The organism is Tepidimonas charontis (assembly GCF_007556685.1).
GTDB lineage: Bacteria > Pseudomonadota > Gammaproteobacteria > Burkholderiales > Burkholderiaceae_C > Tepidimonas > Tepidimonas charontis.
Window position 1 is genome coordinate 41,521 of record NZ_VJON01000014.1, and the last position, 14,288, is coordinate 55,808.

Here is a 14,288-nt window from a genome sequence, read left to right on the forward strand (position 1 = left end):
GCGTGAGGGTCAGCGACGCCGCGCGCGCCACAACCCGGCGACCGTACCCACCACCGTCACCAGCGCGGCATAGGTGGCCATACGCCCATCGCGCCCGCTCCACCACAGCCCGGCGAGCAACACCGCCGAGCCCAGCGCGCCCAGCACGAGCACGACCCGCCCCCACGCGGCGGCCTGCGCGCCCCACGGGGCGGCGCGGCGCCGACCCGCCGCCCACGGCGCCAGCAGCACCGCCAGCCCCCAAGCCGGCAGCAACAAATCAATGGCATGCATGAAGACGGCCACAGCGCTCACAAATCGGGCAATTTTATAATTCCGTCATGGCAGTCTGGGCGCTGGGCATCAACCACCAAACCGCTCCGCTCGATGTGCGGGGACGGTTTGCGTTCACGCTCGAGCAAATTCCGCCCGCCCTGCGGCGCCTGCGCGCCAGCCTGGCGCGCCAGCCCGAGGCTGCGCTGTTGTCCACCTGCAACCGCACCGAACTCTACTGCGCCAGCGACGAGCCACTGATCGAGCCCACCGCGCACTGGCTGGCCGACACCGCCGGCGTGCCGCCCGACGTACTGCTGCGCCACGCCTACGTGCTGCGCGAGGACGAAGCGGCGCGGCATGCGTTTCGCGTCGCCAGCGGATTGGACAGCATGGTGCTTGGGGAGGCGCAAATCCTCGGGCAACTCAAAGACGCGGTGCGCGCCGCCGATCAGGCCGGCGCCCTGGGCACCACGCTGCATCAACTGTTTCAGCGCTCGTTTGCGGTGGCCAAGCAGGTGCGCACCAGCACCGATATCGGTGCCCATTCGATCAGCATGGCCGCCGCCGCCGTGCGCCTGGCCAGCCAACTGTTCGAAGATCTGCGCACGATCCGCATCCTGTTCATCGGCGCCGGTGAGATGATCGAACTGGCTGCCACCCATTTCGCCGCGCGCCAACCGCGCCACATGGCCATTGCCAACCGCACGCTCGAGCGCGGCGAACGGCTGGCCGCGCGCTTCGGCGCCGAGGTCATGCGCTTGGCCGACGTGCCCGAGCGCCTGCACGAATTCGATGCCGTCGTCAGCTGCACCGCCAGCACCCTGCCGCTGATCGGCTTGGGCATGGTGGAGCGCGCGCTGCGCCAGCGCCGGCACCGCCCCATCTTCATGGTGGACCTGGCGGTGCCGCGCGACATCGAGGCCGAGGTCAAGGGGCTCGACGACGTTTATCTCTACACGGTCGATGACCTGGCCGCCGTGGTGCAGGCCGGCAAGGACAGCCGCCAGGCCGCGGTGGCGCAGGCCGAAGCCATCATCGACGCCGGGGTGCAAAGTTTCATGCATTGGCTGCGCCAGCGCGATCCACACGCCGGCGTGGTGGGGTTGATTCGCGACCTCCAGGTGCAAGCCGATGCCTGGCGTGCCGCCGAAGTCGCGCGGGCGCGCCGACGGCTGGCGCGTGGTGACGACATCGAGGCGGTACTGGACGGCTTGGCGCGTGGTCTGACCCAAAAGATGCTGCACGGCGCCCTGGCCGAACTGCACAGCGGCGACGACGACAGCCGGCGGCAGACCGCGGAACTGGTGGCACGCCTGTTCCTGCGTGGCCGCGCCCCCCATGCCGGCGGTGCCGACGCCCCCCCTGCCGCTCGCCCATGAAGCCCTTCGTCCGCGCGGCGCTGGAGCGCCTGCGTCTGCGTCTGCACGAACTCGACGCCCAGCTCGGCGCGCCCGACGCCACCGCCGATTTGGAGCGTTTTCGCGCCTTGACGCGCGAGCACGCCGACACCGACGCCATCGTGCAGCCTTATCTGCGCTATTTGCGCTGCGAAGCCGACGCCGCTGTGGCCCAGACCATGGCCGAAGAGGCCGAGCACAGCGGTGACGACGCGCTGGCCGCGCTGGCGCGCGATGAGGCCACCGCGCTGCAAGCGCAGTGCGCCGCACTGGAGGCCGAGCTGCAGACCCTGTTGCTGCCGCGCGACCCCGACGACGCACGCAACGCCTTCGTCGAAATCCGCGCCGGCACCGGCGGCGAGGAAGCGGCCCTGTTTGCCGCCGAGCTGGCGCGCATGTACACACGCTACGCAGAAACGCAAGGCTGGCGCGTCGAGCGCATCAGCGAGTCGGCCAGCGACCTGGGCGGCGTGCGCGAGGCGGTGCTGCGCATCATCGGCAATGGTGCCTACGGGCGGCTGCGCTTCGAGTCGGGCGGCCACCGTGTGCAGCGTGTGCCCGCCACCGAATCGCAAGGCCGTATTCACACCAGTGCCTGCACGGTGGCGGTGTTGCCCGAGCCAGACGAGGCGCAAGCGGTGCAGCTCAACCCCGTCGAGCTGCGCATCGACACCTTTCGCGCCAGCGGCGCGGGCGGCCAGCACGTCAATCGCACCGACTCGGCGGTACGCGTCACCCACCTGCCCACCGGGCTGGTGGCCGAATGCCAGGACGACCGCAGCCAACACCGCAACCGCGCCAAGGCGCTGCAGGTGTTGTTGGCACGGCTGCAGGAGCGCGAACGCCGCGAGCGCGAGGCGCGCACCGCGGCCACGCGCAAAGACCTCATCGGCAGCGGCGACCGCAGCGACCGCATCCGCACCTACAATTTCCCGCAGGGCCGCGTCACCGACCACCGCATCAACCTGACGCTGTACAAGCTGCCGGCGGTGCTGGAAGGCGAGCTCGACGAATTGATCCACGCCCTGCAACTGGCGCGCGGCGCGCAACAAATGGCCGAGCTGGAGGCCAGCGCCAGCCATGCCTGAGGCCGTGCCGCCGAACCTGGCCGCCGCGCTGCGTTGGGCCGAGGCGCTGGGGCTGCCGCGCCTGAGCGCGCAGTGGCTGCTGTTGCACGCCTTGCAGCGCCCGCCCGAGCAGCGCGCCTGGCTGCTGGCGCACGACGACGCACCACTGACAGACGAAGCCTGGGCACGCTTTCGCGCCGCCTGCCGGCGCCACGCCGCCGGTGAACCGCTGGCCTACATCACGGGCGAACGCGGCTTTTACGGCGTGACGCTGCAGGTGGACGCGCGCGTGCTCGACCCGCGGCCCGACACCGAAATCCTGGTCGACTGGGCGCTGGAAGTCATGCGGGACATGGCGGCGCCGACCGTGCTCGATCTGGGCACGGGCAGCGGCGCCATCGCGCTGGCGCTGGCACGAGCGCGACCCGACGCCCAGGTGTGGGCGCTGGACGTCAGCACCGACGCCTTGGCGGTGGCGGCGGCCAATGGCCAGCGTCTGGGCCTGCCCGTGCGCTGGCTGCACGGCCACTGGTGGGACGACTGGCGCCCGTGGGGGCACACCCAGCCCGCGCCGACACGATTCGACCTGATCCTGAGCAACCCGCCCTACGTGCGCGACGACGATCCGCACCTGGTGGCGCTGCGCCATGAGCCGCGCCTGGCGCTGGTGGCCGGCCCCGATGGTCTGCGCGACCTGCGCACCTTGGTCGATGGGTCCCCAGCGCATCTGCGCCACCGTGGCTGGCTGTTGCTGGAGCATGGTTGGGACCAGAGCGAAGCCGTAACCGAGCGGCTGCGCGCGCGCGGCTTTGCCGACGTGGCACGGCGGCGCGATCTGGGCGGACAGTGGCGCTGTGCCGGCGGGCGCTGGCTGGCCGATCCGAAAGCCGCAAGCCCGCCGGGGCCGCACCCGTGCACGCCCCACACGCCCACCAAGAGCGGGCGATAATTGCCGCATCATCCCATACCACCTTCGAGCATCCGCGCCATGAGCGACGTCCAACAACGCATCGACCAACTCGTCAAATCGCACGACATCGTGCTGTTCATGAAAGGCACCGCCAGCTTTCCCATGTGCGGCTTCTCGGGCCGTGCGGTGCAGATCCTCAAAGCCTGCGGCGTCGATCCGAAGCACATCGTCACCGTCAACGTGCTGGACGACCCGGAGATCCGCCAAGGCATCAAGGAGTACAGCAACTGGCCGACCATCCCCCAGCTCTACATTCGCGGCGAGTTCATCGGCGGCTCCGACATCATGATGGAGATGTACGAGTCGGGTGAACTGCAGCAGCGGCTGGCGACTCCAACGAACTGACCCGGCGCCTGCGGCGCGGCATGTGGCGCAGGCGCATCATCCGGGCAATCCCGGATGGGGTCGCTGGCACGCGGTGTGCTTCAATGAAAGCGACACCGTTTGCGGATACCCCGGAAGGAGGTCTGTCATGGACGCCGATGCTGTTCCCGCCATCGCCGCGCCGCGCGGCCTGCCGATTGCGCGCGTGCGCACCGTCTTCAATCCCGAGGATGTGCATCAGCGGCTGCGCCGCTTGAAAGCCCAGAGCAACGAGCGCGAACACGCTGCCCTGGCCCAGACCTACGAACGCATGCTCGATCGCGGGCCCGAGCGCTTCGCGGTCAAACCCTCGGGCGTGCCCGACATGGCACCGCTGTACGACCAGCTGCCCAACTTCCACGAGGTGCTCGACGACGTCAAGCGCCACGTGGCGCTGGCGCAAGCCAGCAGCGACAGCCTGGAGATCACGCCCTTGCTGCTGCTGGGTCCGCCCGGCGTGGGCAAAACCCATTTCGCGCAGCAGCTGGCGGAGCTGCTGGCCACCGAAATGACGCTGGTGCCGATGAGTTCGATGACCGCCGGCTGGCTGCTGTCGGGCTCATCGTCGCAGTGGAAGGGAGCCAAGCCGGGCAAGGTCTTCGAGGCCCTGGTGGAGGGCAACTACGCCAATCCGGTGATCGTCGTCGATGAGATCGACAAGGCCAGCGACGCGCAGTACGACCCGCTCGGGGCTTTGTATGGGTTGCTGGAGCCGCAAACCGCGCAGCGCTTCGTCGATGAATTCGCCGAGGTGCCGATCGATGCCAGCCAGGTGATCTGGATCACCACCGCCAACGACGAGCGCGGCATTCCGGAGCCGATCCTCAACCGCATGAACGTGTTCGAGATCGCGCCGCCGACGCCGGAGCAGGCACGCCGCATCGCGCTGCGCCTGTATCAGCGCCTACGCGACGGACACGACTGGGGACGGTTGTTCGACGAGCAACCCAGCGACGACGTGCTCGACCGCCTGGCCAACCTGGCTCCGCGCGAGATGCGCCGTGCGCTGATGACGGCATTTGGCAACGCGCGGCTGGCCGGACGCGACGCGCTCAGCGTCGAGGATCTGCCCAGCGCTTCGTCCAAGCACACGCGCATCGGCTTTTTGACCTAGGGCTGGCTGCCTGTGCGGCGAACGCCGGCCGGGCCGCTGCGCTCGCCCCCGCCGTGCGCGTTCAGCGCTCGGCGAGCGGCCACTGCCAGCGGCGGCGCGCCGCGAAGACCGCGTTCGGATATTCGGCGCGGCCCCGGCTGCCGTTGTAGCGCCCCAAAGCCAAAAAAAGGTCGCCGCGCTCGCGGTCCAGGTAGTGGCGCAGGATCACGCAGCCGTAGCGCAGATTGGTCTGCAAATGAAACAGCTTGTCGGCGTCGCCGTCGCCGATCAGGCGCGTCCAAAACGGCATCACCTGCATATAGCCGCGCGCCCCGGCGCGCGAGATGGCGTACTTGCGAAAACCGCTCTCCACCTCGATGAGTCCGAGCACCAAGGCCGTGTCCAGGCCGGCACGGCGGCTCTCATACCACACGGTTTGCAAAAAGTCGGTGCGCGCCTGCAACTCGGGTTGGCGCCGGCGCAGGCGCCAGCTCATCTGGGCCAGCCAGCGCAGATAGTCCACGCGCTGGGCGGCGCTGTCGAACACCGGCTCGGGAGGGTCGAGCTGCTCGACGGCGGCACGCAGGGCGTGGCGCACCGCATCCGACAGCGGTTCCTCGATCTGCGCGCCCGCGTGGACACGGCCGACGCCGCCCACCAGCGCCGGCGTGGCCAGTAGCGCGCGTGCCGCGTGCACCAGCCAGGTGCGACGCGCCATCCGCAGCCCGCCGTCCGGCCCGTGCCGCGTTGCGCCGCCCGCGCGGGCACCGTGGGGGCCAGCGCTGCGCGTCGGGGCGGCCAAGGCTCGCATGCACGGCCACCGCGCCACCTTCAGGGGCGCCACCGTCACGCCTGAATGCGCTCGCGCAACCACGCCACGATGTTAGCCAGCGGCACCGGCGTGGCCTGGGTATCGCGCCGGTGCTGGTACTCCACCAAGCCGTCTTTCAAGCCACGTTCGCCCAACGTGACGCGGTGCGGCACGCCGATCAGCTCCCAATCGGCGAACATCGCCCCCGGGCGCTCACCGCGATCGTCCAGGATGACGTCCACCCCTTGCGCCGCCAGTTCGTCGTGCAGCCGCTCGGCGGCTTCGCGCACCGCTGCGCTGCGGTCCATGCCAATCGGGCAGATCACCACCGTGAACGGCGCGATCGCGTCCGGCCAGATGATGCCGCGCTCGTCGTGGTTCTGCTCGATGGCCGCCGCCGGCAGCCGGGTGATGCCAATGCCGTAGCAACCCATCTCGAACGGCTTGGGCTTGCCGTCCTCGTCCAGGAAGGTGGCGTTCATGGCCCGGCTGTATTTGGTGCCCAGGTAAAACACATGGCCGACTTCGATGCCACGCTCGATGGCCAGCATCCCCTTGCCGTCGGGCGAGGGGTCGCCGGCGACGACGTTGCGGATGTCGGCCACCCGATCTGGCTCGGGCAGGTCGCGCCCCCAGTTGACGCCGGTGTAGTGGTGATCGACCTCGTTGGCGCCGCAGATCCAGTCGGCCATCACCGCCACCTCGCGGTCGGCCACCACGGTCACCGGCCGGCGCAGGCCCACCGGCCCCAGGTAGCCCGGGCGGCAGCCGAAGTGTTCGAGGATTTCGGCTTCGGTGGCGAAGCGAAAACCCAGCTCCAAGCCGGGCAGCTTGCCCACCTTGACCTCGTTCATATCGTGGTCGCCACGCAGCAGCAGCAGCCACAGGCGGGTGGCGACGATTTCGTCGCGTTCGTTGATCTCATCGGTGGCCAGCACGATCGACTTGACCGTGCGCGACAGCGGCACTCCGAGCAGTTCGGCCACCTCGGCACAGGTGCTGCGGCCCGGGGTCGGCGTCTTGGTCAGCGGCTGCGTGGGCGCCGGGCGCGGCCCAGCCGGCGGCAGCGCCTCGGCTTTTTCGAGGTTGGCCGCGTAGTCACTGGTGGGGCAGTAGACGATGGCGTCTTCGCCGGTGGCGGCGATGACCTGAAACTCCTCGCTCAGGTCGCCGCCGATGGCGCCGCTGTCGGCTGCCACGGCGCGGTAGCGCAACCCGAAGCGATCGAAGATGCGCCGGTACGCCTGCGCCATGATCTGGTAGCTGCGCTGGGCGCCGGCGGCGTCGCGGTCGAAGCTGTAGGCGTCCTTCATGATGAACTCGCGCCCGCGCATCAAGCCAAAGCGTGGCCGCCGCTCGTCACGAAACTTGGTCTGGATCTGGTAAAAATTTTTCGGCAACTGCTTGTAGCTGCGCAGATCCTGGCGCGCGATGTCGGTGATGACCTCCTCGCTGGTGGGCTGGATGACGAAGTCGCGCTGGTGCCGGTCGCGGATGCGCAGCAGCTCCGGCCCCATCTTGTCGAAGCGCCCGGTCTCCTGCCAGAGTTCGGCCGGCTGCACGATCGGCATCGTCAACTCGATGGCGCCGGCGCGGTTCATTTCCTCGCGCACGATGCGCTCGACCTTTTGGATGACGCGCAGCCCCATGGGCATATAGGTGTAGATGCCGGCGCTGAGCTTTTTGATCATGCCGGCGCGCAGCATCAGACGGTGGCTGACGACTTCGGCGTCGGCCGGGGCTTCTTTGAGGGTGGCGATGTGAAATTGGGATGCTCTCATGGACGGTGGGGCTCGACCACACACCGCAGCGCCGCTTGCGGCCTTAGGCCGGAACCGATCCGAGCCACCTACCCAAGCGCGGGCCGACGATGCATAATCGATGCAGTTTTCGAATTTGGGGTTGATTATGCTTGACAGAGACGGCTTTCGGCCGAATGTCGGCATCATCCTGCTCAACCACAAGAACCAGGTGTTCTGGGGCAAGCGCATCCGCACCCACTCCTGGCAGTTTCCGCAAGGCGGCATCGACCGCGGCGAGACCCCGGAACAGGCCATGTACCGGGAACTGCACGAGGAAATCGGCCTGCGCCCGGAACATGTGGAGCTCATCGCCCGCACGCGAAACTGGTTGCGCTACGAGGTGCCGGACCGCTACATCCGCCGCGAGTCGCGCGGACACTACCGCGGGCAAAAGCAAATCTGGTTTTTACTGCGTCTCATCGGCGGCGACTGGAATCTGAACCTGCGCGCCACCGACCACCCCGAGTTCGACGCCTGGCGCTGGAACGATTACTGGGTGCCGCTGGACTTGGTGATCGAGTTCAAGCGCGACGTGTATCTGCGCGCACTGCGCGAACTGGCCCGCTATCTGCCGCCCTTGCAGGGCGAGGACGGACGGCGGCGCGAGGCACGCAACCGCTATTTGCGCGGCGAGCGGCGCGAGCGCCGCCCGGATGAGGCGCCGACAACCGGGGGCACCCGCAGTCGATCGCCGCAGCCGGGTGGGGATAATCCGTCGCAGCTTGCGCCCGCCGCCCACGCGAGCGACCGGGGCAGCCCACGCTGGCGGTCGCTGCCGGCCCATCTGGCGGCCCCGCCTCATCTGGAGCTGCCACCGGGCGGCAGCTTCGACCCCCACCCCGACGCCCTGCCCCGGCGCTGGGGCGCCAGCGGGACGCCCCGCGCAGGCAACGACGACGCCGACGCGTCCGCCGGCACCGAACCCGCCTCGCCGCCGACCTCGGCGCCCTCGACGTGAAAGGCCGCGCATGCGTTGGCATCCTCTGATTTCCGGCCTGCTGGCTGCGCTGGCGCTGACGGCGCACGCGCAACTGTTGACGGATCCCAACCGCGATTGGCAGGAAGCCGAAGCACCGGCGCCCCCGCCGACCCTGCGCACCGAGGGACTGGTGCCCTTTTCCCCGTCGGTGGCCAGCGAGTTACGCTTTGGACTCGACCCCGATTCGCTGACGCTGGGGCCCGATGGCGTGATTCGCTACGTGATCGTGGCGCGCAGCGCCAGCGGTGCGCTCAATGCGTGGTACGAGGGCTTGCGCTGCGCCACCGCACAGGTCAAGACCTACGCCCACTGGAACCCCGGGCCGCCGGGACAGTGGCAACACCACCCGCAGCCGACATGGCGCGCCTTGGGTGGCGAATTCGCCTCGCGCCCGGCGGTGGCCTTGGCGCGCGGGGGCTTGTGCGACGGCGCCACCCCCAACGGACAGCCGCGCGACATGTTGCGCGCGCTGCGCGCGGGCCGCGTCGCGGACTGAGCGCGTCGGCCGGCGTCAGCTCGCCGTCACCACCAGGTTGTCGCGGTGGATCATTTCGGGCTCGGCGGCGTAGCCCAGCAGACGCTCGATCTCGGCCGAGGCGCGACGGCACAACAGGCGCGCCTCGGCGGCGGCATAGTTGGCCAACCCACGCGCCACTTCGCGCCCGTCGGGTGCGCGCACGGCAATCACGTCGCCACGCTGAAAGTCGCCCTCCACCGCCACCATGCCGATGGGCAGCAGGCTCTTGCCCTCGCGCAGCAGCTTGTCCACCGCCCCCGCGTCCACCGTCACCGCGCCGCGCAGTTGCAACTGGCTCGTCATCCAGCGCTTGCGCGCCTGCAGCTTGGGCGCATCGGCCACCAAGCAGGTACCGATCGGCTCGCCCTGCGCCAGCCGCAGCAATACGTCGGGCTCGCGCCCCCAGGCGATCACCGTGGAGGCACCGGAACCCGCCGCGCGCTTGGCCGCCAGGACCTTGGTGATCATGCCACCGGTGCCGACGCGGCTGCCGGCGCCGCCGGCCATGGCTTCCAGCCGCGGATCGCCGGCGCGCGCCACGTGCACGAACGCGGCGTCGGGCACCTTGCGCGGATCGGCGGTGTACAGGCCGCGCTGGTCGGTCAGAATCACCAGCAGGTCGGCCTCGACCAAATTGGCCACCAAGGCGGCGAGCGTATCGTTGTCGCCGAATTTGATCTCGTCGTTGACGACGGTGTCGTTTTCGTTGATGACCGGCACCACCCCCAGCGCCAGCAAGGTCAACAGGGTCGAGCGGGCGTTCAAATAGCGCTCGCGGTCGGCCAGATCGGCGTGCGTCAGCAACACCTGCGCACTGCCCACCCCCTGCTCGCGCAACTTGGTCTCGTACATCTGCGCCAGTCCCATCTGCCCAACGGCGGCGGCGGCCTGCAACTCGTGCAATTCCTTGGGGCGCGTGTGCCAGCCCAGGCGCTTCATGCCCTCGGCGATGGCGCCGCTGCTGACCATGATGACCTCGCACCCCTCGCGCACCAGGGCCGCGAGCTGGCGGCTCCACTGGCCGATGGCGCCCTCATCCAGACCGCGCCCCTCGTTGGTCACCAGGCTGGAGCCCACCTTGACGACGATGCGCCGCGCCGCGCGCAACACCTGCGCCGGCGCGCGGCTGGGGGATGCCAAGCCGGTGGCGGGGTCGAGCGCGGCTTGGTCGGCGGCAGATGTGGAGTCGGCAGTGGCAGCGGCGGAACGCATGGGAGTGACCGAGAAAAAAAGAGACAGGGGGCGATGGTCGATGCGATGAGAGTCGGCTCGACGGGCACGGGGCCGCGCACGGGCAGCCGCGGCGTGGCTACGCTCAACCAGCGGTGGGCGCTGTCCCGGGCAAGGCGGCTGGGTCGAAACGCGGATCGACGGGCGCAGGCGCCGCCGCCGCACGCTCGCGCGCCACGTATTCGTAGACCTGCTGCATCAAGCGCTCGCAGCCCTCGCGCGTCAAGGCCGATATTTCGAACACCGGGCCCTTGAAACGCAGCCGGCGCACGATATCGCGCACGCGCTGCGCCCGCTGCTCAGGCGGCAACATATCGACCTTGTTGAGCACCAACCAGCGCGGCTTGGCGGCCAGCGCGGGGTCGTATTTTTTCAGCTCGGCGACGATGGCGCGCGCCTGCGCCACCGGATCGACACTGTCGTCGAACGGTGCCGCATCGACGATGTGCAGCAGCAAGCGGGTGCGCTGCAGATGGCGCAGGAACTGGTGGCCCAAGCCGGCGCCCTCGGCGGCGCCTTCGATCAGCCCCGGCACGTCGGCGATGACGAAGCTCTTCTCCGGCCCGACGCGCACCACCCCCAGATTGGGGTGCAGCGTGGTGAAGGGATAGTCGGCAATTTTCGGGCGGGCGTTGGACACCGCAGCGATCAGCGTCGATTTGCCCGCGTTGGGCATACCCAGCAGACCGACGTCGGCCAGCAGCTTGAGCTCGAGCTTCAGGCGCCGGCGCTCGCCCGGTTGGCCCGGGGTTTTCTGGCGCGGTGCGCGGTTGGTCGAGCTCTTGAAGTGCAGGTTGCCGCGGCCGCCCTCGCCGCCGCGGGCGATCAGCACCTTCTGGCCCGGGTGCAACAGCTCGCACAGCACCTCGCCGGTGTCGGCGTCGCTGATCACCGTGCCCACCGGCATGCGCAACACCACATCCTGACCCTTGGCGCCATACTGGTCGGAGCCGCGCCCGTGTTCGCCGCGCTGTGCCTCGAAGCGGCGTGTGTAGCGGTAGTCCACCAGGGTGTTGAGGTTTTCGTCGGCCAGCGCCCACACGTGGCCGCCACGGCCACCGTCGCCCCCGTCCGGGCCGCCGAACTCCTTGAACTTCTCGTGCCGGAACGAGGCGCAGCCGTTGCCGCCGTCGCCCGCGGCGACGTCGATCCAGGCTTCATCGACGAATTTCATCGGACGGCTCCTGCCTTGAGGCGTACCAAACGCCTTGGGCCCGCACGGGCGGGCCCAAGGCAGACGGAGCGTGCGTGCCAGCCGCGGGCCCGGGGGCGAAGCCCCCGCCAAACGACGGGCGTTACGCCGGAATGACGTTGACCACCTTGCGGTTGAGCGCGCCTTTGACGGCGAACTGCACCTTGCCCGCGACGGTGGCGTAGATGGTGTGGTCTTTACCGATACCGGCGCCGGTACCTGGGTGGAATTGGGTGCCACGCTGGCGCACGATGATCGCGCCGGCGTTGACGTCTTGGCCGCCGAAGACCTTCACGCCCAGCATCTTGGGCTTGGAGTCGCGGCCGTTACGCGTGGAGCCGCCGCCTTTTTTCTGTGCCATGGTGGATCACCTCGTCAGACGTTGATCGAGCCGATCTGCAGCTCGGTGTAGTTTTGCCGGTGGCCCTGGCGCTTTTGGTAGTGCTTGCGGCGCCGCAGCTTGAAGATGCGCACCTTCTCACCCCGACCATGCGCCACGACGGTGGCCGTGACCGTTGCGCCGCTGACCAAGGGGGTGCCCACCCGGATGTCGGCGCCGTTGCCCACGGCCAACACCTGGTCGATCACGATCTCTTGGCCTACGTCCGCAGCGATCTGTTCTACCTTGATTTTTTCGCCGGCAGCAACGCGATACTGCTTGCCGCCGGTTTTTATGACCGCGTACATAGGTTTCCTCATCGAAAAGGGACAGGCTCCCGCGCCAACCCGCGCCTCGACGATCTGGGCAGACACCCAACCGCCCCGGCACGGGCTTTTCCGCGGAACCTGCAATTGTACAACCAAAACCACTTGCAGCGCGCCCCTCGAAGGCGAGCACGATCGCGCAGCGCTGACGGCGGCCGCGCCTGCCCGCGGCCCCGATGCGCGAACGCGCTATGCTGCCCCCCTGATGAGCGCAATGTCCGTTTCTCTGCCGGTGCGTGGCCTGTGGGCCATCTTCGGCGCCACCTTTTTCGAGCTGGTCGGCTATTTCATGCTGACGCCGTGGCTGGTGCTGCGGCTGACGACGCTGGGGGCGCCGACGGCGCTGATTGGGCTGTTTGCCGCCAGCGCCTGGGTGGGGATTTTGGTGGTGACGCCGTTTGCCTCGGCGCTGACGCGCGCGTTGGGGCGCCAGCGAACGCTGTGGCTGTCCGGCGCGGTGCCGGTGTTGGCCGGCCTGGGTTACGCGCTGCCCCTGCCCACCGAGGCGGCGTTGCCGCTGTGGTTCGCCTTGAAGCTGCTGGCCGGGATGGCGTCGGGTCTGCGCTGGATCCTGGCCGAAGCGCTGGTGGCCGAGTTCGCACCGGCGCATCTGCGCGGGCGCGCCGTCGGCCTCTTCGAGACCATGGTGGGTGCGACGTTCGTGATCGGCCCGGCCTTGCTGGCGGCCGTCGGGCCAGCCAGCTCCAGCGCCTGGATGCTGGCGGTGGGTTTGATGGCCCTTGGCCTGCTGTGGTTGCTGGCCGTCCCCGAACCACCCCCCGCCGCCGACGCGCACACGGCCATCGTCGGTTGGCGCGGCGTGTGGCAGGCGCTGCGCGCACACCCGGTGATCATGGCGGCGGGGTTCTGCGGCGGCTTCTTCGAAAGCGGCCTGACGTCCATCCTGCCGCTGTATGGGCTGGCGCTGGGGCTGAGTGCCGCCGCAGCGGCGCTACTGGTGTCGGCCAGCGGACTGGGCAGCGCCGCCCTGATGCTGCCGGCGGGGTGGCTGGCCGATCGGCTGGGCCGCCGCAGCGAGCGGCGCGGCGGCGCTGCCGGCGCGCGCTTGCGTCTGATGCGCGTGTGCGCTGCGATCACGTGGCTGGCCACGTTGGCCATCCCGTGGGTGGCCGCGACGCCCTGGCTGGCGTGGCCGGTGGCGTTTCTGTGGGGCGGCGCGGGCGGCTGTCTTTATACGCTGGCGATGATCGACATCGGGGCGCGCGAGCGCGGCGTGACCCTGGTCAACAGCACCGCGGTGCTGGTGATGGCCTACACGCTGGGCGGGGTGCTGGCCCCGTCGCTGGCGGGTGCCGCGCTGCAATGGGCGCCGCGCCTGGGGTTTGCCGCCCTGCTGATCGGGGTGGCCTCATTGTGCCTGGTACTGCTGGCACGGGCCCGGGCGGGACGGCGCACGTAGCCCAGCCGACCCCAGCCCCGCAGCGGCCCAACACGCCGGGGCCACACCGCTGCATCGAGCGCTGGCGGCGACCCTGCGGCCGCTCCAGTGCTCGGCGCTCTGCACAGACGCTGCTGTGGGATTACGGCGCGCGGCCGACGTCACCGGCAGCGGCCACTCCGGCCGGCACCGCTGCCACATGGGGGCGTGGGCGGTCGATCAGCCGGTCGGGGTAGTGTGCTGACTTGTGTGCAAAATCGCCTGGGGTAGTAAGCGGGCGGGTGGTCATGGTAAGAGGTTGATTGCGAGATCGACCTTGAACCCTGAAGGAGGGCAAACCATGACCACGAGCAAGCATAAGACGAAGTTGTCGGCAGTGGAAGCCGTTGCGGGGGACCGCGACCTGATGAGGGCGCTGCTGAAGGAAGCGCTGCAGGAAGTTCTGGAAGGCGAGATGAGCGAATTTCTGGGGGCGTCGCCACACGAACGGACAGAAGGCAGAAATGGC

The 14,288-nt window shown here is 69.3% G+C and carries 17 protein-coding genes; 9 read left to right on the top strand and 8 right to left on the bottom strand.

Going from position 1 to position 14,288, the window contains the following annotated elements; translation table 11 throughout:
- Positions 1-9 precede the first annotated feature (9 nt).
- Positions 10-273, bottom strand: a complete 264-nt coding sequence (locus Tchar_RS05905; RefSeq protein ID WP_144328140.1) for a hypothetical protein — start codon at positions 271-273, stop codon at positions 10-12.
- A gap of 47 nt (positions 274-320) precedes the next feature.
- On the opposite strand from Tchar_RS05905, the gene hemA reads away from it, so the two are divergent.
- The 5 genes from hemA (at position 321) to Tchar_RS05930 (ending at position 5,166) form a co-directional block, all read left to right on the top strand.
- A complete protein-coding gene (gene hemA, locus Tchar_RS05910; RefSeq protein ID WP_144328141.1) occupies positions 321-1,634 on the top strand; it encodes a glutamyl-tRNA reductase in 1,314 nt (437 codons plus the stop codon).
- The gene (gene prfA, locus Tchar_RS05915; protein ID WP_144328142.1) at positions 1,631-2,740 is read left to right on the top strand and encodes a peptide chain release factor 1; all 1,110 of its coding nucleotides are present in this window, start codon (positions 1,631-1,633) and stop codon (positions 2,738-2,740) included. The genes hemA and prfA overlap by 4 nt, the downstream gene beginning before the upstream one ends.
- A complete protein-coding gene (prmC, locus tag Tchar_RS05920; protein WP_144328143.1) occupies positions 2,733-3,668 on the top strand; it encodes a peptide chain release factor N(5)-glutamine methyltransferase in 936 nt (311 codons plus the stop codon). The genes prfA and prmC overlap by 8 nt, the downstream gene beginning before the upstream one ends.
- Before the next feature lie 39 nt (positions 3,669-3,707).
- The gene (grxD, locus tag Tchar_RS05925) at positions 3,708-4,034 is read left to right on the top strand and encodes a Grx4 family monothiol glutaredoxin (RefSeq protein WP_144328144.1); all 327 of its coding nucleotides are present in this window, start codon (positions 3,708-3,710) and stop codon (positions 4,032-4,034) included.
- A 127-nt stretch (positions 4,035-4,161) separates the two neighbouring features.
- A complete protein-coding gene (locus Tchar_RS05930; protein ID WP_144328145.1) occupies positions 4,162-5,166 on the top strand; it encodes an AAA family ATPase in 1,005 nt (334 codons plus the stop codon).
- A gap of 61 nt (positions 5,167-5,227) precedes the next feature.
- On the opposite strand, the gene Tchar_RS05935 is transcribed toward Tchar_RS05930, so the two are convergent.
- On the bottom strand, positions 5,228-5,863 hold the full coding sequence (locus Tchar_RS05935; protein WP_236640282.1) for a lytic transglycosylase domain-containing protein: 636 nt from the start codon (positions 5,861-5,863) through the stop codon (positions 5,228-5,230).
- A 128-nt stretch (positions 5,864-5,991) separates the two neighbouring features.
- Positions 5,992-7,737, bottom strand: coding sequence for a proline--tRNA ligase (locus Tchar_RS05940; protein ID WP_144328147.1), 1,746 nt, complete (start codon positions 7,735-7,737; stop codon positions 5,992-5,994).
- A 127-nt stretch (positions 7,738-7,864) separates the two neighbouring features.
- On the opposite strand from Tchar_RS05940, the gene Tchar_RS05945 reads away from it, so the two are divergent.
- Both Tchar_RS05945 and Tchar_RS05950 read left to right on the top strand, forming a co-directional pair.
- The gene (locus Tchar_RS05945; RefSeq protein ID WP_144328158.1) at positions 7,865-8,716 is read left to right on the top strand and encodes an RNA pyrophosphohydrolase; all 852 of its coding nucleotides are present in this window, start codon (positions 7,865-7,867) and stop codon (positions 8,714-8,716) included.
- Positions 8,717-8,726: 10 nt separating this feature from the next.
- Entirely contained in the window at positions 8,727-9,233 is a 507-nt protein-coding gene (locus Tchar_RS05950) for a CNP1-like family protein (protein WP_144328148.1), read from the top strand.
- Between the two features lie 15 nt (positions 9,234-9,248).
- Here Tchar_RS05950 and proB read toward each other — a convergent pair whose 3' ends face one another.
- From proB to rplU, 4 genes are all read right to left on the bottom strand, one after another.
- Positions 9,249-10,361 carry a glutamate 5-kinase gene (gene proB / locus Tchar_RS05955; RefSeq protein WP_236640290.1) on the bottom strand — a complete coding sequence of 371 codons (1,113 nt, stop codon included), beginning with the start codon at positions 10,359-10,361 and terminating at the stop codon, positions 9,249-9,251.
- 208 nt (positions 10,362-10,569) lie between these two features.
- Positions 10,570-11,658, bottom strand: coding sequence for an Obg family GTPase CgtA (gene cgtA / locus Tchar_RS05960; protein WP_144328150.1), 1,089 nt, complete (start codon positions 11,656-11,658; stop codon positions 10,570-10,572).
- Positions 11,659-11,779: 121 nt separating this feature from the next.
- Entirely contained in the window at positions 11,780-12,037 is a 258-nt protein-coding gene (gene rpmA / locus Tchar_RS05965) for a 50S ribosomal protein L27 (RefSeq protein WP_144328151.1), read from the bottom strand.
- A gap of 14 nt (positions 12,038-12,051) precedes the next feature.
- A complete protein-coding gene (rplU, locus tag Tchar_RS05970) occupies positions 12,052-12,363 on the bottom strand; it encodes a 50S ribosomal protein L21 (RefSeq protein WP_144328152.1) in 312 nt (103 codons plus the stop codon).
- A 232-nt stretch (positions 12,364-12,595) separates the two neighbouring features.
- Here rplU and Tchar_RS05975 point away from each other — a divergent pair, with 232 nt between their 5' ends.
- Positions 12,596-13,801, top strand: a complete 1,206-nt coding sequence (locus Tchar_RS05975; protein ID WP_161595459.1) for an MFS transporter — start codon at positions 12,596-12,598, stop codon at positions 13,799-13,801.
- Between the two features lie 121 nt (positions 13,802-13,922).
- On the opposite strand, the gene Tchar_RS14000 is transcribed toward Tchar_RS05975, so the two are convergent.
- Positions 13,923-14,069, bottom strand: a complete 147-nt coding sequence (locus tag Tchar_RS14000; protein ID WP_236640283.1) for a hypothetical protein — start codon at positions 14,067-14,069, stop codon at positions 13,923-13,925.
- Between the two features lie 51 nt (positions 14,070-14,120).
- Here Tchar_RS14000 and Tchar_RS14315 point away from each other — a divergent pair.
- A partial coding sequence (locus tag Tchar_RS14315) for a transposase (RefSeq protein ID WP_201739312.1) occupies positions 14,121-14,288 on the top strand: 168 nt, incomplete at its 3' end.